Raw genomic sequence first — 21,734 nt, 5'->3', positions numbered from 1 at the left:
AGCGTGCGCTCAGCGCGGCGCGATCGTCACCGCCAGGTCGACAAGTTGTCTCGGCAGCGGCTGGCGGACCAGTACCCGGCCGGTGGTGTCGGCGAGCGCGAAGTCACCCGACCCGTACGGCAGGCGGTAGAGCAGTCGATCGCCGGTGACCCAGACGACGTCGGCGCTCGGAAGCGGGTTCACCACCCGGCCGGTCGCCGTCTCCACCAGCAGCGGCTCCTGCTGGCCCTGCACGACCGCCAGCTTTGCGTCCGGCGACCAGGACCACGGCCCGGCCGGGTCTCCGGGCAGCGGCTCGAAGCGGGTCGGGCGGCCGGTGTCGGCGGAGAAGAACTGGACTCCCCGCCGGGGATGCCGGACCGCCTCGGACCGGGGGCGACTCGGATCGGTCTGCTGGAGCAGCACCTCCCGACCGTCCGGGCTCCAGAGGAAGAAGCAGTAGTCGGTGCAGAGGAACCGCTGACTGTCGACGAAGTGGTAGCGCTTCGCGCCGTCGGTGCCGAGCACGATGAAGCCGAAGCGGTCGAGTTGGTCGGTGGTGAACAGCAGCCGCCGGCCGTCCGGCGACCAGCTCGGCGCCGACAGCGCGCGGCCCACCTCGTACCACCGGGTCTTTCCGGTGGTGAGGTCGAACAGGCCGATCTCCCGGGGGCGGTCGTCGTCCCGGACCGCGACGAGGGAGCCGGTCGGCGCCGGGTAGATGCCGTCGTAGCGGTCGGTGGCGAAGTATCGCCCGCGTCCGCGGTCGAGCAGGAACCCGCTGCCGGAACCGCCGGTCACCTGCGCCCGGGTGACCACCCACTCGCCGGGTAGCACCAGCGGGCTGTCCGCCCAGTCCGCGCCGGGTTCGGTCCGGAGCACCGGCGACGGGGTGACGGTGACCGGCGGCGTGGTCGGCGGCGGGGTGGGGGCGGGCCGGAGCAGCACGAACGGCAGGGTCACCGCGACCACCGCGACAAGCACGGCGGCGGCCGTGGCGACCCGCCGCCGGCGACGCAACCGGCGACCCCGGCCGATCGCCCGCCACGCCAGGTCCGGCGCGGGCGCCGCGTCGGCGGCCAGGTCGCGTACGGCCGTCCGCAGCGTCTCGTCCAGGGACGTGCTCATCGGGTCACCTCCGCCGGGGTGGTCAGCTCGTCGAGCGCCGGCACGAGTTGCCGGAGCCGGGCCAGCGCCTTGGCGCTCTGGCTGGCCACGGTGCCGGGGCGGCAGCCGAGCAGCGCGGCGGTCTGCTCGACGCTGAGATCCTCCAGGTAGCGCAGCGTCAGCACCGCCCGCTGGCGGGGCGGCAGCGCGCGCAGCGCGTCCCGCAGCAGCAGCCGCAGGTCACTGTCGTCACCGGCGGCCGGCCGCTCCGGCAGGTCAGCCACCGGCACCTCCGCGCGCCGCGCCCGCCGCCGCCAGCCGGAGACCTGGTCGTGGTAGAGGATCCGTTTCACGTACGGCTCCGCGTCGCCGTGGATCCGGGACCACCGGGCGTACGTCTTGGCCAGCGCGTTCTGCAGCAGGTCCTCCGCCGCGTGCTGGTTGCCGGCCAGCGCGTACGCGACCCGCAGCAGGGCCGCTCCCCGCTCGTTGACGAACGCGGTGAACTCCCCGTCGACCTCGGCCACCGTCCACCTCCGTCTCTCAGACGCCCGGTGCGCGAGAAACGTTGCCCGCCGCGCGACAATGGGCGGCATGCGCTGGACCGTGCTCGACTCGCCGATCGGGGAGTTCTCCGTCGGCACCGACGCCGACGCGGTGCGCGGCGCGCACTTCGGCCGGGTGCCCTCCGCAGCCGACGAGCCCGGCGACGACGCGTCCCGGCTGGCCGTGACCGAGCTGCGGGCCTACTTCGCCGGTGAGCTGACCGCGTTCACCGTGCCGGTGTCGGCGCCGCGCGGCTCCGAGTTCGAGCGGGCGGTGTGGCGGGAGATGACCCGCATCCCGTATGGGGAGACGACCACCTACGGCGAGGTGGCGCGGGCGCTCGGTGACCCGGGCGCGGCCCGCGCGGTCGGGGTGGCGTGCAATCGCAACCCGGTGCCGGTGATCGTGCCCTGCCATCGGATCGTCGGCGCGGGCGGCAAGCTGGTCGGCTTCGGCGGCGGGCTGCCCCGCAAGGTGACCCTGCTGGAGCTGGAGGCCGGAGTCGCGCTGCGGCACGCCTGGTCCTGACCGTCCTTCCCACCTACCCACCTCCGCCGGCCCTCAGCGCGGTGATCATGAGGTTGGCGGCGCCCCGCCGTCCGATTTGTCGCCGCCAACCTCATGATCACCGCTTCTCCGGCGGGACGACCTTCGTACGCCCGGAAGGGCTCACCAGAACCAGCGAGGGCCGGGTCCCGACGGACCCGGCCCTCCGATGTGCTGGCGTCAGCGCGTCAGCGCGTCAGCGCTCGACCTCGCCCTTGATGAAGGACTCGACGGCGGCGTGCGCGTCGTGGTCGGCGTACTGCTCCGGCGGGGACTTCATGAAGTAGGACGAGGCGGAGAGAATCGGGCCACCGATCTTCCGGTCCAGGGCGATCTTCGCGGCCCGGACGGCGTCGATGATGACGCCGGCCGAGTTCGGCGAGTCCCACACCTCGAGCTTCAGCTCCGCGTTCAGCGGGGTGTCACCGAAGGAACGGCCCTCCAGACGGATGTACGCCCACTTGCGGTCGTCCAGCCACGGCACGTGGTCGGACGGGCCGATGTGCACGTCGCTCTTCTGCATCTCGTGCGGGATCTGGGACGTCACCGACTGGGTCTTCGAGATCTTCTTCGAGACCAGGCGGTTGCGCTCCAGCATGTTCATGAAGTCCATGTTGCCGCCGAAGTTGAGCTGGTACGTGCGCAGCAGCTCGACCCCACGGTCCTCGAAGAGCTTCGCCAGCGCGCGGTGCACGATGGTGGCGCCGACCTGGCTCTTGATGTCGTCGCCGACGATCGGCAGGCCGGCGTCGGTGAACTTCTGCGCCCACTCCGGGTCGGAGGCGATGAACACCGGCAGGGCGTTGACGAACGCGCAACCGGCGTCGATCGCGGCCTGGGCGTAGAACTTGTCGGCCTGCTCGGAGCCGACCGGCAGGTAGGAGACGACCACGTCGACCTGCGCGTCGCGCAGCGCCTGCGCCACGTCGACCGGCTCGGCGTCCGACTCCTCGACGATCTCGCGGTAGTACTGGCCCAGACCGTCGAAGGTCGGACCGCGCTGGACGCTGACGCCGGTGGGCGGCACGTCGCAGAGCTTGATGGTGTTGTTCTCGCTGGCGACGATCGCCTCCGCGAGGTCCATGCCCACCTTCTTGGCGTCCACGTCGAACGCCGCGACAAACTCCACGTCCGATACGTGGTAGTCGCCGAAGGTGACGTGCATGAGACCCGGGACGCGGTCGGTCGGGTCGGCGTTCCGGTAGTACTCCACGCCCTGCACGAGGGACGAGGCGCAGTTACCCACACCGACGATGGCGACGCGGACGGAGCCCATAGCGTCTGCCTCCTTCTTCTTCATCACGGCCGCTCTGACCTGGACGTTCCAGGCGTGGGCGGGCTGTCGTTGTCTCCTCGGCCGCCGGCCGTCCGGGGTTCCGGGGTGGTCGGGGCCCGGCCGGAGCGCTCGTTGGCGATGAGCTCCTCCAGCCAGCGGACCTCGCGCTCGCAGGCGTCGAGCCCGTGGCGCTGCAGTTCCAGGGTGTACGCGTCGAGGCGCTCGGCTGCCCGGCCGAGCACGTCCCGAAGACCTTCGCGACGTTCCTCGATCTTGCGACGGCGACCTTCCAGGATCCGGAGCCGGGTGGCCTGGTCGGTCCGGGCGAAGAACGCGAAGTGCACGCCGAAGCCCGTGTCGTCGTACGTCTCGGGTCCAGCCTGCGCTATGAGCTGGGCGAAGCGTTCCTTGCCCTCCGCGGTGATGGTGTAGACCACCCGACCACGTCGGCTGGTCAACGCGGGAACCTCCTCGGCGGTCGCGGGTGTCTCGGCGGCCTCGGTGATCCATCCCGCCGCCTGCAACCGGCGCAGGGTCGGGTAGAGCGAGCCGTAGCTGATCGCCGCCCGTATGGCGCCGAGCTTGGCGGTCAACTCCTTGCGCAGCTCGTAGCCGTGCATCGGAGCCTCCTGCAGGAGGCCCAGGATGGCGAACTCGAGCACGGGCGCCGTCCCTTCTTTCCCCCTGCGCGGAGCGCTAACCACCGCGATGTATCGGGCCGATACATCGAACCGTAGCGGAGACGGGTGGCCAGGGCAAACCCCCGGTTACGCGACGCGATCATCACCGATCGTGACCATGGTCGCCCCGGTCCGACGGAGCGCGTACCCTTCTCGGCATGCGTACGCAGCGCCAGGTGGTCGACTACTCGCTCCAGAAGCGAGCGGTGCTGCGTGAACTCCTCGCCGGGCGGATCGGCACGTACGACGTCTGCGACGCCTCGCCGTACCTGAAGAATGCCGCCCGCTTCCACGGTGAGCCGACCGACCGCCGCTGCCCCATCTGCCGCAGCGAGAACCTGATCCACGTCCACTACATTTACTGTGACGAACTCAAGCAGTCGGCCGGTCAGGCGCGTACCCGGGCGGAGTTGCCCGTCCTGGCCATGACGCTGCGTGAGTTTCAGGTGTTCGTGGTGGAGGTCTGCCCCGGCTGCGACTGGAACCACCTCGTCGAGCAGTTCCTGCTCGGGCGGGACGGGCTCGCGGGCGAGGCGCCGGACGCGACCGGATCGGCCGTCGTCGACGGCTCCACCCCTCGGCGAAGGCGAGAGGCGCAACGGTGAACGCGGCTGTCCCGATCGTCGCCGGCCCGATCCCCGGGCGGCACGGCCGACAGTCATTAAGCGTAATTGATCCGAATAGGTCGGATTTGACGGGTGCGCGCCGGCACGGCCGGCAGGTAGCGTCCCGTGTTCCAGCTCACGGCAACCCGGTGGCGACGCCCCCGCGTCCCACCGCGACCGGCAGGGTGTGAGGAATGAACTACGGCGATTCCAGTTCTTCGCGTGGGCGGGCCCAGATCCCGGGCCCGAACGGCGACCCGGGCTCCGAGCGGAGCCCGCGAGGGAACGGCTGGTCCGGCGCGCCGGAGGGCGGCGCCGCGGCACGCGCCTCGGTCACACCGCGCGGCGCCGGCGGCCGGGCCTCGGTCGGCGGTGCCGCTCCGGCGCCGCGCGGAGCCGCGGGTTCGGCCTCGGTGGGCCGCGCCGGAGCCGGCCGCGCCTCGGTGCCGGTCTCGCCGGCGCCCGGTGCCGCCGGGCGTGCCGGCGCCGGCCGGGCGTCGGTCCCGGTCTCCCCGGCCGGACCGGCCGGACGCGCCTCGGTGGGCGCGGCGAGCGTGGGCGCGGCCCGGGTCGGCGCGGGCGGCGCCGGGCGGGCGAGCGTCGGCGCCGCGCCGGTGGGCGGTCGTGCCGCGGTGGCCCGGGCCGGCGTGCCCGGCTACTCCGGCGGCGGGCCGGGTGGCCCCGGTGGCCCCGGTGGCCCGACCGGCCCCGGCCGCGGTGGTCGAGGCGGTCGCGGCGAGGACTCGGCGCGGGCGAAGAAGCGCCGGCGGCTCAACATGCTGATCGCCGGCTTCGCCGTGTTCATCATGCTCGCTGGCATGGGCGTGGTCACCTTCACCTGGTATTCCACGAAGGTGGTGCTTCCGGAGGACACCATTCCGCCGCTGTCCACCACCGTCTACGACTCGACCGGCAAGACCGCCATCGCCCGGATCGGCGACCAGAACCGGCAGTTGGTCACCATCGACCAGATCCCGGAGCACGTCCAGCACGCGGTCGCGGCGGCGGAGGACCGAAACTTCTACCGCCACTCCGGCGTCGACTACAAGGGCATCGCGCGGGCCGCGTGGAACAACCTCAGCGGCGGCGACAAGCAGGGTGCCTCGACGATCACCCAGCAGTACGCCCGCAACGCGTTCGACAACCTGAACGAGGACTCGTACGGCCGCAAGGTGAAGGAGGCGATCCTCGCCTCGAAGCTGAACGACCGCTACGACAAGCAAGCGATCATGCAGCACTACCTGAACGTGATCTACTTCGGGCGCGGCGCGTACGGCATCCAGGCGGCGGCGCAGACCTACTTCAAGAAGAACGTCGACAAGCTGACCGTCGCCGAGGCCGCCGTGCTGGCCGCGCTGATCAAGCAGCCCGAGCCGAGCGCCACGCACCAGGGCTACGACCCGGCGGTCAACCCGACGGACGCGCTGGACCGGTGGAACTACGTCGTCAACGGCATGATCAGCGAGAAGTGGCTGGACGCGCCGAACATGCCGGCGCACCCCACCGAATACCCGAAGAACATCGCGAAGCCGTCGAAGAACAGCGCCGGCGGCTTCGGCATCGACACCCCGTACGGCAACGTCGTCAACTACGTCTCGCAGGAACTGCGCGAGATGAACCTCTGCACCGACGACGAGGCCAAGGTGACGAACGACACCCCGCTCTGCGCGAAGGCGCTGAGCCGTGGCGGCTACAAGATCACCACCACCATCGACAAGAAGATGCAGGACGCGGTGCTCGACGCGGCCCAGCGGGCCAAGAAGGGCTCCGCGCTCGACGGGGAGCCGAAGAACCTGATGGCCGCCGTGGTGTCCATCGACCCGAAGACCGGCGGCGTGCGCGCCTACTACGGCGGCGACAACGGCACCGGCACTGACTACGCCGGCAAGAACGTCGACAACGGCGTGCTCAGCGGCGGCCACTCGCCGGGTTCGAGCTTCAAGATCTACACGCTGGCGGCGGCACTCAAGGCCGGCATCTCGATCAAGTCACGCTGGAAGGGCACGGCGTTCACGCCGAAGGACACCAAGTTCAAGGTGAGCAACGCCGGCGCCGACAAGGTCTCCTGCGGCGACTCCTGCACACTCGAAGCGTCGACGCTCAAGTCGCTCAACGTGCCGTTCTACTACATCACCGAGGAGATCGGCCCGGACAAGGTGCTCGACATGGCCAAGCAGGCCGGCGTCACCACCATGTGGCGCACCGACACCAACCCGGCCAAGGCGTACGACCTGACCAAGGCCGACCCGAAGGACCTGGCCCCGTCGCCGTTCTTCAACGTGATCGGCTACGGCCAGTACCCGATCACCGTGCTCGACCACGCCAACGGTGTCGCCACCTTCGCCAACCAGGGCGTCTACAACAAGGCGCACTTCATCAAGAAGGTCCAGAAGCAGAACCCGCAGACCGGCAAGTGGGACACGGTCGGCGGCGAGAAGCTCAAGCCCCAGCCGCGGATCGACAAGGACATCGTCGCCGACGTCACCTCCGTGCTGGAGCAGTACCCGGCCCACGTGAACCGCCGGCTCGACGACGGTCGCAAGGCCGCCGAGAAGACCGGCACCTGGGAACTCGGCGACGGCAGCACCCGCAACGGCGACGCCTGGATGATCGGCTACACGCCGCAGCTCGCCACCGCGGTCTGGGTCGGCAACCTGGGCGACCGCAAGGCGATCAAGACCAAGGGCGGCGCGGACATCAGCGGCGCCCGGATGCCGGGTGAGATCTTCCAGCGCTTCATGAACGACGCGCTCAAGGGCAAGGACAAGGAAGACTTCCCGCCGGCGGCGAACATCGGCAAGGACGACGCCGGCAACGGTGAGATGCCGGCACCTCCGCCCCCGCCGCCGGGACCCGGCGGTCAGAACTGCGACCCGCTGGGCCTGTTCTGCCCCGACGGTAACCAGGGCGGTAACCAGGGTGGCAATCAAGGTGGAAACCAGGGTGGCAACCAGGGTGACGGTCCGCCCAACGGCCCCGGCGGCGGTGGCCGAGGCGGCGGAATCCTGCCGAGCACACCACCGACACGACAGACGAACTGACGCGTACGACCTGACGGCGGCGGCCGGACCCGAGTGGTCCGGCCGCCGCCGCGTTTCGCGTACCGGAATTTTCCCGCACGCGGCGGGACGCCGAGCCCTCGGGTACGGCAGGATGCGTCTCCATGAGCACCCAGTCGACCGCAGGCATCGATGAGCCCGGCGCGTCCGGGGAGGCGCCCCGACCCGGAGCGACCGCCGACCACCCGTCCCGTTCGGACTGGTTCGTGCGAGGCACGTCCGGCCTGATCGGCGGGCCGCTCGGTGACCACGCCGTCGCCCTGGACCGGCCGGCCGATCGCGAGGGCCGGTTCTGGACCGCCGCGCGGATCGTGCTGGCCCTGGTCTGCCTCACGCTCGCCCTGCACTGGGTGCAGAAGTCGCCCTGCCAGGACGGCGCCTGGCAGAACAACGTCCAGTACACCCGGATGTGCTACACGGACGTGCTGGCGCTCTATTACGCCGAAGGGCTCAACGAGGGCAAGGTGCCCTACGCCGACCACCCGGTGGAATACCCGGTGCTGACCGGATACTTCATGGGGGCGCTCGGCCTGCCGGTGCACTCCCTCGGCGTCGACAAGCCGACCATCAACCAGGGGCAGTGGTTCTACAACCTCAACGCGCTGGTCCTGGGCGCGCTCGCGGTCGCCACCGTCGCGGTCATCCTCAACCTGCGCCGCCGACGACCATGGGACGCGGCGCTTTTCGCCCTCGCCCCGGCGCTGGTGCTCACCGCCACCGTCAACTGGGACCTGCTCGCCGTCGGCCTCACCGCGTTCGGGCTGCTGGCCTGGGCGCGCACCCGATCCGACCGGCGTGAGCTGCTCATGGCCGGCGCGGCGGGCGCGCTGCTCGGGCTCGGCGGCGCGGCGAAGATGTGGCCGCTGTTCCTGCTCGGCCCCATCCTGGTCCTCACGCTGCGCGCCGGTCGACTGCGGGCCGGGCTCACCGCCACCGCCACCGCCCTGGTGGCGCTGGTCGCGGTCAACCTGCCGGTCGCCATCCCCTACCGGGAAAGTTGGGGCCGCTTCTTCGATTTGAACACCACCCGCCCCATCGACTGGGGCACGCTCTGGTACATCGGCCGCTACCTGGACGGCCGGATCAGCCCGTCCGCGCCAGGCGAACTCGGCCCGTTCGAATGGCTGAACGCGAACATCGCCACCCTCAACTGGGTGTCGTACCTGTTGTTCGGGCTGGCCTGTCTCGGCGTGGCCGCACTCGCGCTGCTCGCCCCGCGCCGACCTCGGCTGGCCCCGCTCGCCTTCCTGGTGGTCGCCGCCTTCCTGATCTTCAGCAAGGTCTGGTCGCAGCAGTTCGTGCTCTGGCTGCTGCCGCTCGCGGTGCTCGCCCGACCCCGCTGGGGCGCGTTCCTGGCCTGGCAGTTCGCCGAGGTCTGCTACTTCGCCGCCTTCTACGGCGAACTGCTCGGCACCGCCACCTCCCGGCCGATCTTCCCCGAGGGCGTGTTCGTGCTCGCCTCCAGCCTGCGCCTGATCACCGTGGCGGTGCTCTGCGGCTTCATCATCCGGGACATCCTGCGACCGGAGGAGGACGCCGTCCGGCAGACCTACGCCGACGACCCCGACGGCGGGGTGCTCGACGGCGCGCCCGACGCGCCCTGGTTGACGCGGAGGCGGCAGCGGGCCGCACCTGCGGCGGCCACCCCGGCCGACGCGACCGCCTGAGTTGACGTCGGCCCGCCATCCGGGGGAGTGGTGATGGGCCTGTGACCGGAGACATCCGGATGACGCCCACGAGGAGCACGTCGATCCTCGTGGGCGTTGCCCTGTTCTGCCTGGCCGGATGCTCCGTGGTCGACTCCCACGGGACCGCCACGGAGGTCGCGACCGAAGCGGTCCGCTCCCGGGCGGCACTCGCCCGCCGCGCCGCCGACGCCGTGCTTGCCGACGCGGACACGGCGGCACTCGGCCCGGAAGGGCGACTGGACGCGCTCGCCGAAGCCGCCGCGTCCGCCGGCCGCGACGGAACGGTCTTCGCCCGCCGGGCCACCCCGGACGGCCGGTACGAGGTGGACGTCGCGTACGACGGCGTCGGCAGCGGCGGCGGATTCGTCGCGGCCGAGGTGCACATCCGGCTCTGCGTACGGCTGGCCGGCGCGGTGGACCCGAACCCCGGCGTCACGATGGTCGACGTGACCTGCGGCGCGGAACTGGACCGGCGGCCGGGACGAATCGACAAGGTCGTCCGTCTGAGCGACTGAGTCGACGCGCCTCCCCGCTCCTGCCGGCCAGGGACGCCCGGTCCCTTCGCGTGACCGCAACGCGCAGCCGTGAGGCGCAGGCGTCACAACCGGTAGACCACCGAGCCGTCGACCTGCTCCCGGGTCACGCCCAGCCCGTCCACCGGCCGGTCGAGCATCCCCTCCCACGGGGTGCCGCCGAGCTGTTCGGGGAGCACCACCACGGTCTTGACCCCGATCCGCCGCAGGTAGTCGATGCTGGCGTAGTCGGGAAAGCTGACCGTGGCGTCACGGGTCCGGGCCTGCGAGTCCGGGGTGAAGCCACTGCCGCCGTTCACCATCGGCTGGAACCGGTCGGTGGACCAGAGCATCACCGGCTGGTCCAGATTCGGGCTGCTGGGCAGCACCAGCATCGGCCCGTCGACGGTACGCATCACCGCCGGCTGCTGCGGCACCACCGGGTGCGGGGTGACGTTCAACCCCTCCACGAGCACCAGCAGCAGCGGCAACAACGTGGCCAGCCGCAACCACGGGCCGGGCCACGGCGGAACCCGCTCCGCGGCGAGCTCGCGCACCCGGGCGCAGAACGCGGTGACCGCGCCGGCCGCGAGCAGCCCGAGCAGCAGCGTGGTCCACAGCATCGTCCGACCCGGCGTACGCAGACCGTTCCAGCCCGGCAGGTAGTCGAAGAGCGGCACGTAGGTGAACCGGCCATCGAAGAACCGGGTGCCCATGGCCAGCGCCATGGTCACCAGCACCCCGGCGAGCAGGAAGAGCCGGTGGCGGACCCGCCAGACGGAGAAGAACAACCCGCCGGCGGCGAGCGCGTACAGCGCGAAGCCCGGCAGCAGCGTCATCTCCGGCGACCAGGGCAACACGGCCCGCGCACCCTCGTGCAGCTCGCCCCACACCCGGGACTCGGCCGGCGCGGTGAAGAAGCCGCTGGCCGGCGGCGAGTAGAGCTGGACCTCGGCGAGCGAGCGCGCCGCGTTCGGATGCGCCTCGGCGACCGTGAAGAACGGAATCGCCAGCAGCACGCCCACCGCGGCGAAGACGAGCCCACCGGCCAGGTCGGCCAGGAGCAGCCGCCGGCCGAACGGACGCTTCACCGAGCGCCGCCGCACGAACCACACCACCACCGCGACCAGCCCGACGCCGGCCAGCAGGTAGACGAACGGCAGCCCGATGCCGAAGCCGAGACTGAGCTGCCACGTGGCCACCAGCCAACCGGCAAGCGCCCAGCCCGCGTGCCGCCGCCGCGGACGGTAGCCGTACCGCAGCGACCAGCCGTGACCGCGGGCGAGCATGGCAAGCGCCAGCGGGATGCCGCCGTTGGAGATGATGTGCAGGTGCCCGGCCTGGGCCAGCAGCCACGGCGCGTACGCGAAGCTCGCGCCGGCCACCGCGCCGCCGATCCGGCCCGCGCCGAGCTGCCGGGCCAGCGCGTACGCCCCGAACGCGGCGAGCGCGTGGGCCAGCACGAACATGATGTTGTAGCGCAGCACGGCGTGCTCCGGGCCGACACCGATCAGGCCGGCCGGGGCGTAACCGAGCAGCGTGTCCGAGAAGGCGAAACTCCAGTTCTCCGGGAAGAACGTGTTGGAGTGCCAGAGCATCGCCGGGTCGGTCCGCAGGATGTGCCCGGACCACGCCATCTGCCACGCCTGAAGGCTCGGGTCCCAGTAGTCCTGCGGCAGGGTGTAACGCGGGTAGCGCAGCGTGGGCCAGGTCATCGCCGCGGCCACCGCCAGCGCGGCGACGGCGGCGAGCGTCCACTCGTGCGCCAGGAACCGGCCCACCGCGCGGACCGCCCGGCGGGCCCGGCCCAGCACCGGCTCGGGCGCCGGCCCGAACGCGGTCCACGGATCCGCCGGCTGCTCGTCGTCCGTACCCTCGGCCGTGCTCTTGTCGCGCCCGCCGTCCGTACCGTCGGCCGTGCTCTCGTCGCGGTCGCCGTCCGTACCGTCGGCTTTGCTCTTGTCGCGGTCGCCGGCGGGCTTGCTCTCGTCGTCGGTCGTGCTGGCGGGCTTGCCCTCGTCGCGGTCGCTGTTGGTCTTGCTCCGGCCGTTCGCGGCGGTCGCGTGGTCGGCCTCGTCCCCGTCGGCGTCGCCGGTGGCGTCGGCCGCCGCGACGGCCCTGTCGCCGGCTCCGACCTTGCCGTTCTTCCCGGCGTCGCGGCTCCTCCCGGCGCGGCCGTTCCTCCCGGCCTCGTTGCCCTTTCCGGCGCGGCCGTTCTTCCCGGCGTCGCGGCTCTTTCCGGCGCGGTCGTTCTTCCCGGCGTCGGTCCGCGCGGGAGCGGCCGGCGTGGTCTTTCCGGCGTCGGCCGGTGGGCCGTCCGCGCGGGTCTCCTGCGGCTTGTCGTCCGCCCCGCCCGGCGTCGGCTTCTGCTCGCCCACCGGGGTGCCCCCGGACGTCGATCGCGAAGCGGCGTCGGACCGGTCGGTCGTGCCGGAGTGCTCCATGCTCACGCCGTGCCCAACTGGCCGCGCAGGAACGAGATGTCGGCGCTCTGGCCCTCGACGCCGCCGGGCGTCTCGACGATCACCGGCGCGCCGGCCGCCCGGATCACGGCCACCAGCAGATCCGGGTCGATCGTGCCGCCGGTGAGATTGTCGTGCCGGTCCTGACCCGAGTTGAAGGCGCCCTTGGAGTTGTTCGCGTGGATCAGGTCGATCCGCCCGGTGATCGCCTTCACCCGGTCGACCAGGCCCAGCAGTTCCTCACCGCCGGCGTACGCGTGGCAGGTGTCGAGGCAGAATCCGACCTCGTGGCCGTCGAGCGCGTCCCAGAGCCGGGCCAGCGCGTCCAGGTGCCGGGCGCAGGCGTTGTCACCGCCGGCGGTGTTCTCGATCAGGACCGGCAGCGGGAAGCCGCCGGCGTCCGCCGCGTACGCGAATGTCTTGCGCCAGTTGTCGAAGCCGACGGCGCGGTCGTCCCCGGCGTTGACGTGGCCGCCGTGCACGATCAACCCCTTGGCCCCGACGGCCGCCGCGGCGGTGGCGTGGCCGAGGAGCAGCTTGCGGCTGGGGATGCGGATCCGGTTGTTGAGCGTGGCCACATTGATCACGTAGGGCGCGTGGACGTAGAGGTCGACGTCGGCGGCGCGCAGGCGCTCGGCGTCCGCCCGCGGCTTCGGGGCCTTCCAGCCCTGCGGGTCGGCGAGGAAGAACTGCGCCGCCTCCGCACCCCGGGCGTTCGCCTCGGCCAGCGGGTCGGTCGGATCGACGTGGGCTCCGATTCGCATGCAGGGCAGCCTACGTCGCGACGGTGACACCCGCCGCGCCGCGCGCGGGACGGCCGCGTCACCACCCGGCCCGGCGGTCGTTGTCCGAGGTGGGATCGATGGTCGACGCTTCACCCGGACGTGGTCCACAGCACGGGACGGGTGAGGCGGGCCCCCGGCGACGGGACGCCCCGCCGTGCGGCCCGGCACGACGGGGCGGGATCTCCCGTCATCCAGGCTCGGCGCGCCAGTTGGACGAATTCCTGCATTTACCCCAAGTGGTGACGAGAGCCGTTGTATGGTCAGACCAGGTGACAGCATGATAAAGCTCCGCGGGGCGTCCTCGATCCAACCTCATCGGTGTGGTCGTTCCTCCCCAGGTCCCACCCAAGGAATGCGGACGGGACGCCCCGCGGCCCCGTGGACAGGGGCCCACCTGCCCGGCGCCATGCCGGCGGTGGGCCCCTGTCGCCGCGTCCCGGGCCGTCCGGACCACCGGCCCGGGCATGATCGTCCGGACCGGCTATCCTGGTGCGGTTGTCCGCGTCCGGCCGGGTTCCCCCGGCGTCGGGCGGGCCACGACGCACGACCTCCTGCCACGGAAGGACCGTGGCCGCCTAGCCCACAGGAGGTGAGCACGTCTTGCGTCACTATGAAGTCATGGTGATCCTCGATCCCAGCCTCGAGGAGCGCACCGTCGCCCCGTCTCTCGACACGTACCTGAACGTGATCCGGACCGCGGGTGGCTCGGTGGAGAAGACCGACGTGTGGGGCCGCCGGCGCCTCGCGTACGAGATCAACAAGAAGGCCGAGGGCATCTACGCCGTCGTGGACCTCCAGGCGACGCCGGAGGCCGTGGCTGAGCTGGACCGTCAGCTCCGACTCAACGAGTCGGTGCTGCGCACCAAGGTCATTCGCCCGGAGATGCGCTGAGCATCTAGGACCCGACACGTCCGGATCAAGCCTCATCCGCGATGTCGGAGGGCTCTGAGAGCCTGTACGACACAACGATGAGTGCGCGAGGAGATGGTCATGGCAGGAGACACCACCATCACGGTCATCGGCAACCTGACCGATGACCCCGAGTTGCGGTTCACCCCCTCCGGCGCGGCGGTCGCCAAGTTCCGGGTCGCTTCCACGCCCCGGTTCATGGACAAGGCGTCCGGCGAGTGGAAGGACGGCGAGCCGCTGTTCCTCTCGTGCACGGTCTGGCGCCAGGCCGCCGAGAACGTCGCCGAGTCGCTGCAACGCGGCGCCCGGGTGATCGTGTCCGGCCGGCTGCGTCAGCGGTCGTACGAGACCCGCGAGGGCGAGAAGCGCACCGTCATCGAGCTGGAGGTCGACGAGATCGGCCCGTCCCTGCGCTACGCCACGGCGAAGGTGCAGAAGATGTCCCGCTCCGGTGGCGGAGGCGGCGGCTTCGGCGGTGGTGGCGGTGGTGGCCAGGGTGGCGGCGGAGGCAACTTCGACGACCCCTGGGCCTCGGCTGCACCGGCCCCCTCCCGCGCCGGTTCGGGCGGCGGAAACTTCGACGAGGAGCCCCCGTTCTGATGGCGCCGAGCGCCCGCGATCGCAAACCAGGAGCAAGAGCAATGGCGAAGGCTGCGGCACTGCGCAAGCCGAAGAAGAAGGTGAACCCGCTCGACAAGGACGGGATCACCTATATCGATTACAAGGACACCGCGCTGCTGCGCAAGTTCATCTCCGACCGCGGCAAGATCCGCGCTCGGCGGGTGACCGGCGTTACCTCGCAGCAGCAGCGGCAGATCGCCCGTGCGGTCAAGAACGCCCGCGAGATGGCGCTCCTGCCGTACACGGCCACGGCCCGCTGAGAGGGGGGACGGACATGAAGATCATCCTCACTCAGGAGGTGTCCGGCCTCGGCTCTCCGGGCGACATCGTCGAGGTCAAGGACGGCTTCGGCCGTAACTACCTGCTGCCGCAGGGCTTCGCGATCGGCTGGACCAAGGGCGCCGAGAAGCAGGTCACGGTCATCAAGCGGGCTCGCTCGGCCCGGGACGTCCGCGACCTCGACCACGCCAACGAGATCAAGGGCCAGCTCGAGGGCCTGAAGGTCAACCTGAAGGCCCGTGCCGGCGACGGCGGTCGACTCTTCGGCTCGGTCACGCCGGCCGAGATCGTCGACGCCGTGAAGGCCGCCGGCGGTCCGACCCTGGACCGTCGCCGGCTGGAGACGCCCGGCCACATCAAGTCGCTCGGCGCCTACCCGGTCAGCATCCGGCTGCACCCCGAGGTGACCGCCAAGTTCGACCTGCACGTGGTCAAGGACTGACGCGACACACCGCACCACGGAACGGCCCGCACCGGACAACCGGCGCGGGCCGTTTCCGCTCTCGACGACGAACGCCGCGTCCCGCGTCAGGGACCGCCGCGTCCCGCGTCAGAGGCCGCCGCGTCCCGCGTCAGCCGATCGCCTGACCGGTCACCGCGCTGATCACCACCGTGGACAGTCCACCACCCACCACGGCCGCCGCCAACGCCACCGTCGCCGACCGCCACGTCGTCCCGACCTGACGCAACAGCACCGCCACCACGAGGCTGCTCACCAACGCCAGCCCGAACCGCGGCACCGCCGCCGACAACGACGCGAACGCGTGCGCCCGGGGCGAGTCGCAGCCACCACCGCTGATGTCCGTCACACACCCCGGCGGGGCCGCCCCGTCCAGAAACACCAGACCGAAGAAGAGCAGCACCGCCGGCACCAGATAGCAGGCGGCCGTGTAGACCAACGGCCGCAACGGCCCACCCGGATCCGGATCCAGCAGGTCGTCCTCGATCCGCCGGCTCCACGAACCGCCGCCGACCGTACCCGCCCCCCACCGGCCGGCCGAACCACCGGACCCGACCGGCTCCGCCGACCGACGCCGAGGCGCGCTCTGCGGACGCGGAGCGGAGTACGCGACCATCGGCGACCGCGGCGCCGACGTCGGCGTCTCCATCCACCGCGGGTCGTCCCCCGCCAACCGGGTGCCCGACCAGAACTCCTCGACCTGCTCCGGCGACGCCCAGCCCTCCCGCACCGGTGGCGACGTACGCTCCCACGGGTCGACCGCCGGATGCCGGTCGCCGGTGTCGCGCACCCGGTCCAGGTGCCCGGTGTCGGTGAACCGGTCCCACTCGCCGGTGTGCTCCGTCCGGTCCCACCCGCGCTCCGCCTGCTCCCACCGGTTGCCGGTGGACGTCCGACCCCACGCGTGCACGCCCGACGCGTCCCACGGATCGACCGCCGGCTGCTCCGCCGGCGGCGGCTCGACGGCCCGACTCCGGTCCCACGGATCCGGCTCGGCCGAACGGCCCCGATCCCACGGGTCCACCGCCGGCGGCGGCCAGGACGAACCCGTCGTCGACCGCGGGCTCCGCCGGGTCGGCTGCTCGGCCGCCCACCCGCCGGTGTCACCATCCGAGCCCGCCTCCTCCGGCAGCCCCGACCAGGTCACCTGCGGTCGCCGGGTGGCCGCCCGACGGGGACGGCTCCGCGGCGCCGTCCCCGACACCGGCTCGTCCTCCGACTCGGCCCGCCGGCTCCCGACGTACCCCCGCTCGTGCGGGGCGTCGATGGTCCACTCGGCGGTGTGGTCCGACACCGGCCCGGCGCCGATGGCCCGCAGCTCGCGCCGGCCCTCGTCCCGACGCCACCCGACGTCACCCCGCCAACCGCCGCCCGAGGACGGCGACTCCGCCTCGACGTCGGTCTCGTCGTCGTCCGGCGCGGCGTGGCGCCCGCCGCCGTCCGCCCGGCTGATCCCCGACTCCACCGCCCAACGCGGAAGATAGGCGTCGACCGGCTCGTCCTGGCCACGCTCGATCGCCCGCCGTCGGCTCGGGGTGCGCTGGCGCTCCGGCACGTACGAGTCGACCCGGCGCGGACCGGCGGAATCGTCCCAGGAACCGCTCGGCCGGCGCTCGCGCGGGCTGTCCTCCCCGCTTCCCCAGTCCCGGTGTCTCACGGCCGGAGCGTGACCTCTCTCAACCCGAAAAGTGCAATCCGCTGTCAAGGTGCAGCCGTTCGCAGCGATAGTACGGGACGAACGGCGCAAAGGCTCGACCTGAAATCTTCCGTCCACAGGGTGGGGACGGGAAAGGCCCAGCTCAGAAGCGATTGGCCCGGAATTCCCCATCACTTTTCCACACCCTGTGCACACCCTGCGCACATGCCGACCCCCCTGCGTCCACAGGTTGTCCCGAGGCTCGTCCACCGGCCCTGTTGGTGGCTGACCTCGGGTTCCGTATCGTAGCCAGCGACCGCCGGGCGATGACCCCCGATCGACCGGAGGGTCGGCGGAAGTTGTCATACCCCGGCGATAGAGCTGGACACGATCCGACGCAGCAAGGGGGGAACCCGTGTCGGTCACCGACGAGACGCGCGCGGACCGGACCGGGGGGCAACCGTCCGAGCCGCCACGGCGGGATGCGTCCTTCGAGAAGACACCACCCCAGGACGTGGCCGCCGAGCAGTGTGTCCTCGGCGGCATGCTGCTCTCCAAGGACGCCATCGCGGACGTCGTGGAGATCCTCAAGACCAACGACTTCTACCGCCCGGTGCACGCCACCATCTTCGACGCGATCCTCGACATCTACGGCCGCGGCGAGCCCGCCGACCCGATCACGGTCGCGGCGGCGCTCGCCGACGCCGGCGACCTCGCCCGGATCGGCGGCGCGCCCTACCTGCACACCCTGATCGCCAGCGTGCCCACCGCCGCCAACGCGGCCTACTACGCCCGCATCGTCGGCGAGCGGGCCGTGCTCCGCCGGCTGGTCGAGGCCGGCACCCGGATCGTGCAGCTCGGCTACGGCACCGGCCAGGGCGGCAGCCGCGACGTCGACGACATCGTCGACCTCGCCCAGCAGGCCGTCTACGAGATCACCGAGAAGCGGGTGAGCGAGGACTTCGCCATCCTGGCCGACATGCTCCAGCCGACGCTTGACGAGATCGAGGCGGTCGGTGCCCAGGGCGGCGTGATGACCGGTGTGCCGACCGGCTTCACCGACCTCGACCGCCTGCTCAACGGCCTGCACGCGGGGCAGTTGATCATCGTGGCCGGCCGGCCTGGTCTGGGCAAATCGACCGCATCAATGGATTTTGCCCGAAATGCCGCCATTCGCGCCAACCAGGCCGCCGCCATCTTCTCGCTGGAGATGAGCAAGGTCGAGATCGTCATGCGACTGCTCTCGGCCGAGGCTCGCGTGCCACTGCACGTGCTGCGCAGCGGGCAGCTCTCCGACGACGACTGGACCAAGCTGGCGCGCTGCATGGGCGAGATCAGCGAGGCGCCGCTCTTCGTCGACGACACGCCGAGCATGAACCTGATGGAGATCCGGGCGAAGGCGCGCCGGCTCAAGCAGAAGCACGACCTGAAGCTGATCGTCGTCGACTACCTCCAGCTGATGACCTCACCGAAGCGCACCGAGAGTCGGCAGCAGGAGGTCGCGGACCTCTCCCGTGGCCTGAAGCTACTGGCCAAGGAGGTCGAGTGCCCGGTGATCGCGGTGAGTCAGCTGAACCGTGGTCCGGAGCAGCGCACCGACAAGCGCCCTCAGTTGTCCGATTTGCGTGAATCGGGATCTATTGAGCAAGATGCAGACGTTGTAATACTTTTGCACCGTGACGACTACTACGACAAGGAGTCGCCCCGGGCGGGGGAGGCGGACTTCATAATCGCCAAACACAGGAACGGTCCGACCGACACGGTGACGGTCGCTGCCCAGCTACACCTGTCGCGATTCGTGGACATGGCGATCGTATGACCAACGTTGGTCACCGGCTGACTCCTATCGAGCGGAAGGAGATCATCAGCCGCGCGGCCAGTGGTGAAAGCCTCACAGCTATCGGCCTGCATTTTGGCGTCACAAGGCAGGCGGTTCGGGCGGTGCTCCGCGCCAACGGAGTAGCGGGGCGTCGCACGGGCAAGCTGACGGACGCCCAGCGAAACGAGGTCGTGAGCAGGTTCGTCGGTGGAGCCTCACTCAGCCGAATCGCTGCTGAGTTCGGTGTGACGGCACCGTCGGTGCGTGGCCTGCTCTTGCGCAGGGGCGTGGAGATCCAGTCCGTGTCGCACGGCTTGCGGCACGACGCCTTCGACAGCTTCGAGCCAGATACCTGCTACTGGCTCGGGTTCCTGTTCGCCGATGGGTGCGTCAGCTACCGGGCGGGTCACCTGCCGCAAATCTCGGTCGGTCTAGCCGCACGGGACCGGGAACACCTGGTCGCGCTCCGGAACTATCTCGGATGTCAGAACAGCATCTCGCCGACGAGTCCAACTCACGGCTCGTGCCAGTTCTCCGTGCGCTCCCAGCGGCTGGCGGACCGGCTCATCGAGTTGGGTCGGTATCAGCAGACGCTCGATGAACGGCTGGTGGCCTCACGGGACTTCTGGCGCGGCGTTGTCGATGGCGACGGCTCGCTTGGCATCTATCAGCGGCCTGCCCCGAGCACTGCCTCGCTTGCTCAACTCAGGGTCGTGGGACGGCGGCACCTGCTGGAGTCGTTCGTGGCATTCCTCGAGTGTGAAGGAATCGTCGGACTCTCGGTGCGACCGCACCAGAGCATCTTCAGCGTGGGGACTACGTGCGGACCGGCCGAGCGAATAGCCAAGTTGTTGTATGAGGACGCCGGCACGGCGCTGGCCCGTAAGGCGGAAATCGCAGCCCGAATGATCACACGGCAGTGCGGAAGAGCTTGATCTGAGCCCGGTCAGCCCAGGAGGGGGAACCAGCCCGCCGCCTCGCCCAACTCGAACCGGTCCCGGTCGGTCAGCGGCACCCGCCCGGTGGCCTTGAGCAGATATTCGTGGTCGTCCCAGCCGGCCGGTCGCACCGCGTCGTCGCAGAGCAGGCCGTCCATCGTGGTCACCGCCACCCGGGTCGGGTCGGCCGCCGGGAGCGGCGCGTCCGGCAGGTCCAGCACCAGGTCGAGGTGGTGCACGACCGCCTCGGTGGTCAGGGTCGCAAGCAGATCGGGTACGCGCAGCACGTGCCCCTGGGTGGTCACGTACCCCTCCGGGTCCGCTGCGGCGGCGGCGCGGACGGCGGCCGGGGCGGTGTCGGACCAGATCCGGACCACGCCGCTGGGCCGGTCGAAGGCGGCGGCCGAACGGCGGACCCACCAGGCGTGCTTCGCGCCGGCGTCGTCGTCGCCGGGGGTGAACCCGCGCCAGTAGCTGACATCGTCCACGTCGGCCGGGCCGGGCACCGGGCTGGCCAGCGCCACGAGCGCGCGTTGGGCGTCGCCGAGCACGTGGACGAGCAGATCGGCGACGAGCCAGCCCCGGCAGCGGGTCGGTCGTTGCAGGCCGGCGTCGTCGAGCGGGGTGACGGCGGCGGTGATGCCGGCGTACGCCTGGGCCAGTGCCTCGTGCGGCCGGATCGGGCTCATGTGGGTGAGCCTGCCACGGCGCGCGGTGGTCGGCACGGTTAGGCGGGGCCCCTTCCTATCGCCTAGGCGTTAAGAAGGGCCCCCTCCTTACACATCAGTCGAAGAGTTCGCCGAGGAAGCCGTGCTTCTTCTTCTTGCGGTAGTGGCCGTGATAGCCGTAGTGCTGCTGCCCGTGGCCGTACGCGGGCTGCGCGTAGCCGTGACCGGGCGGCGGCGGAGGTGGGGGCGGGGGAACGGCGCCGTACCCAGGCTGTTGCGGTGCGGCGGTGGGCGGGGGCGGCGGGTAGCCGGCCGCGGTGGGCGTCGCCACCTGCGGGGCGTTGCCGTGCTTCTGGTTCCAGTTCGCCTCGGCGTCGAACAGCTTCTCAAGCTCGCCGCGATCGAGGAAGATGCCGCGGCATTCGCCGCACTGGTCGATGATCACTCCGCTGCGCTCGTACTGGCGCATGTCTCCACGGCACTTGGGACAGGTGAGCTGCATGGCATCGACGGTACCGGGTGATTTCACGCGGTGGCGGTCAGCGCGTGCGTCACCTCGTCGTCGGAGACCTCGTGGAAGTCGTCGTAGTAGGCGCCGACGGCGGCGAAGTCGGGCGGGAGTTGGCTGCTCACGACCGCGTCGGCAGTGGCGGTGAGCATCTCGTACGCCTGCTCGGATCCGACCGGGACGGCGACGAGCACGCGGGCGGCGCCGAGGTGGCGGGCGACCTGCACGGCGGCGCGGGCGGTGGCGCCGGTGGCGAGCCCGTCGTCGACGATGACGGCGGTGCGGCCGGTCAGGTCCAGCGGCGGGCGTCCGTCCCGGTAGCGCTGTTCGCGACGGTCCAGTTCGGCCTGCTCGCGGCGGCGCACCTGGGCGCGGTCGTTCTCGCTGATCCGGCCGGCGACCATGTCGTTGAGGACCTGCACCCCGCCGGGGCCGAGAGCGCCGTACGCCACCTCGGGCGCCCAGGGCACGCCGAGCTTGCGGACGACGAGCACGTCGAGGGGGGCCTGGAGCCGGTCGGCGATCACCCGGGCGACGGGCACGCCGCCGCGGACCAGGCCGAGGACGATGACGTCGGACCGGCCGGCGAGGTCGGTGAGGCGTTCGGCGAGGTCCCGTCCCGCCTCGGTCCGGTCGCGGTAGGTGGTCATC

At 71.2% G+C, this 21,734-nt stretch carries 21 protein-coding genes; 11 read left to right on the top strand and 10 right to left on the bottom strand.

Going from position 1 to position 21,734, the window contains the following annotated elements; genetic code table 11:
• Positions 1-9: 9 nt before the first annotated feature.
• Positions 10-1,107 carry a hypothetical protein gene (locus O7613_RS25575; protein ID WP_282290399.1) on the bottom strand — a complete coding sequence of 366 codons (1,098 nt, stop codon included), beginning with the start codon at positions 1,105-1,107 and terminating at the stop codon, positions 10-12.
• Positions 1,104-1,613, bottom strand: a complete 510-nt coding sequence (locus O7613_RS25570; RefSeq protein ID WP_281585820.1) for a SigE family RNA polymerase sigma factor — start codon at positions 1,611-1,613, stop codon at positions 1,104-1,106. The genes O7613_RS25575 and O7613_RS25570 overlap by 4 nt, the downstream gene beginning before the upstream one ends.
• 67 nt (positions 1,614-1,680) lie before the next feature.
• On the opposite strand from O7613_RS25570, the gene O7613_RS25565 reads away from it, so the two are divergent.
• The gene (locus O7613_RS25565) at positions 1,681-2,160 is read left to right on the top strand and encodes a methylated-DNA--[protein]-cysteine S-methyltransferase (protein WP_281585821.1); all 480 of its coding nucleotides are present in this window, start codon (positions 1,681-1,683) and stop codon (positions 2,158-2,160) included.
• Between the two features lie 214 nt (positions 2,161-2,374).
• On the opposite strand, the gene O7613_RS25560 is transcribed toward O7613_RS25565, so the two are convergent.
• A complete protein-coding gene (locus tag O7613_RS25560) occupies positions 2,375-3,454 on the bottom strand; it encodes an inositol-3-phosphate synthase (protein ID WP_281585822.1) in 1,080 nt (359 codons plus the stop codon).
• 23 nt (positions 3,455-3,477) lie between these two features.
• Positions 3,478-4,116, bottom strand: a complete 639-nt coding sequence (locus tag O7613_RS25555) for a PadR family transcriptional regulator (protein ID WP_281585823.1) — start codon at positions 4,114-4,116, stop codon at positions 3,478-3,480.
• A 176-nt stretch (positions 4,117-4,292) separates the two neighbouring features.
• On the opposite strand from O7613_RS25555, the gene O7613_RS25550 reads away from it, so the two are divergent.
• From O7613_RS25550 to O7613_RS25535, 4 genes are all read left to right on the top strand, one after another.
• Complete coding sequence (locus O7613_RS25550; protein WP_282290396.1) at positions 4,293-4,739, top strand: DUF5318 domain-containing protein; 447 nt, start codon at positions 4,293-4,295, stop codon at positions 4,737-4,739.
• 194 nt (positions 4,740-4,933) lie between these two features.
• A complete protein-coding gene (locus O7613_RS25545) occupies positions 4,934-7,780 on the top strand; it encodes a transglycosylase domain-containing protein (protein WP_282290394.1) in 2,847 nt (948 codons plus the stop codon).
• Positions 7,781-7,902: 122 nt separating this feature from the next.
• The gene (locus O7613_RS25540; protein WP_282290392.1) at positions 7,903-9,465 is read left to right on the top strand and encodes a glycosyltransferase 87 family protein; all 1,563 of its coding nucleotides are present in this window, start codon (positions 7,903-7,905) and stop codon (positions 9,463-9,465) included.
• A gap of 59 nt (positions 9,466-9,524) precedes the next feature.
• Positions 9,525-10,001 (top strand): hypothetical protein, encoded by a 477-nt coding sequence (locus tag O7613_RS25535; RefSeq protein ID WP_282290391.1) that lies wholly within the window; start codon positions 9,525-9,527, stop codon positions 9,999-10,001.
• An 83-nt stretch (positions 10,002-10,084) separates the two neighbouring features.
• Here O7613_RS25535 and O7613_RS25530 read toward each other — a convergent pair whose 3' ends face one another.
• Together O7613_RS25530 and O7613_RS25525 are read right to left on the bottom strand one after the other, a co-directional pair.
• Entirely contained in the window at positions 10,085-12,376 is a 2,292-nt protein-coding gene (locus O7613_RS25530; protein WP_282290390.1) for a hypothetical protein, read from the bottom strand.
• A gap of 68 nt (positions 12,377-12,444) precedes the next feature.
• Positions 12,445-13,224: a deoxyribonuclease IV gene (locus O7613_RS25525; protein WP_281585828.1), complete on the bottom strand. Its 780-nt coding sequence runs from the start codon at positions 13,222-13,224 to the stop codon at positions 12,445-12,447.
• A 621-nt stretch (positions 13,225-13,845) separates the two neighbouring features.
• Between O7613_RS25525 and rpsF the strand changes: the two genes are divergently transcribed.
• The 4 genes from rpsF to rplI all read left to right on the top strand — a co-directional run bounded on the left by rpsF (position 13,846) and on the right by rplI (position 15,496).
• On the top strand, positions 13,846-14,136 hold the full coding sequence (gene rpsF, locus O7613_RS25520) for a 30S ribosomal protein S6 (RefSeq protein WP_088643630.1): 291 nt from the start codon (positions 13,846-13,848) through the stop codon (positions 14,134-14,136).
• An 81-nt stretch (positions 14,137-14,217) separates the two neighbouring features.
• Positions 14,218-14,754 (top strand): single-stranded DNA-binding protein, encoded by a 537-nt coding sequence (locus O7613_RS25515; RefSeq protein WP_175441301.1) that lies wholly within the window; start codon positions 14,218-14,220, stop codon positions 14,752-14,754.
• Between the two features lie 41 nt (positions 14,755-14,795).
• Positions 14,796-15,035: a 30S ribosomal protein S18 gene (gene rpsR, locus O7613_RS25510; protein WP_007073789.1), complete on the top strand. Its 240-nt coding sequence runs from the start codon at positions 14,796-14,798 to the stop codon at positions 15,033-15,035.
• A 14-nt stretch (positions 15,036-15,049) separates the two neighbouring features.
• Positions 15,050-15,496, top strand: coding sequence for a 50S ribosomal protein L9 (gene rplI / locus O7613_RS25505; RefSeq protein ID WP_281585829.1), 447 nt, complete (start codon positions 15,050-15,052; stop codon positions 15,494-15,496).
• A 130-nt stretch (positions 15,497-15,626) separates the two neighbouring features.
• Here the strand turns inward: rplI and O7613_RS25500 are convergent, their stop codons facing one another.
• Complete coding sequence (locus tag O7613_RS25500) at positions 15,627-17,171, bottom strand: hypothetical protein (protein WP_282290389.1); 1,545 nt, start codon at positions 17,169-17,171, stop codon at positions 15,627-15,629.
• Between the two features lie 394 nt (positions 17,172-17,565).
• Here O7613_RS25500 and dnaB point away from each other — a divergent pair, with 394 nt between their 5' ends.
• Together dnaB and O7613_RS25490 are read left to right on the top strand one after the other, a co-directional pair.
• Positions 17,566-18,969, top strand: coding sequence for a replicative DNA helicase (dnaB, locus tag O7613_RS25495; protein ID WP_281585831.1), 1,404 nt, complete (start codon positions 17,566-17,568; stop codon positions 18,967-18,969).
• Positions 18,966-19,904, top strand: a complete 939-nt coding sequence (locus O7613_RS25490) for a helix-turn-helix domain-containing protein (protein WP_282290386.1) — start codon at positions 18,966-18,968, stop codon at positions 19,902-19,904. Before dnaB ends, O7613_RS25490 begins: the two co-directional genes overlap by 4 nt.
• A gap of 11 nt (positions 19,905-19,915) precedes the next feature.
• Here O7613_RS25490 and O7613_RS25485 read toward each other — a convergent pair whose 3' ends face one another.
• From O7613_RS25485 to O7613_RS25475, 3 genes are all read right to left on the bottom strand, one after another.
• Positions 19,916-20,596, bottom strand: coding sequence for a maleylpyruvate isomerase N-terminal domain-containing protein (locus O7613_RS25485; protein ID WP_282290384.1), 681 nt, complete (start codon positions 20,594-20,596; stop codon positions 19,916-19,918).
• A gap of 94 nt (positions 20,597-20,690) precedes the next feature.
• The gene (locus O7613_RS25480; protein ID WP_281585834.1) at positions 20,691-21,077 is read right to left on the bottom strand and encodes a zf-TFIIB domain-containing protein; all 387 of its coding nucleotides are present in this window, start codon (positions 21,075-21,077) and stop codon (positions 20,691-20,693) included.
• Between the two features lie 23 nt (positions 21,078-21,100).
• Positions 21,101-21,733, bottom strand: coding sequence for a phosphoribosyltransferase family protein (locus tag O7613_RS25475; RefSeq protein WP_282290383.1), 633 nt, complete (start codon positions 21,731-21,733; stop codon positions 21,101-21,103).
• Position 21,734: the final 1 nt, after the last annotated feature.

It is taken from the genome of Micromonospora sp. WMMD975, from assembly GCF_029581215.1.
Classification (GTDB): domain Bacteria; phylum Actinomycetota; class Actinomycetes; order Mycobacteriales; family Micromonosporaceae; genus Micromonospora.
This window is presented reverse-complemented; position numbering and strand designations above follow the sequence as displayed.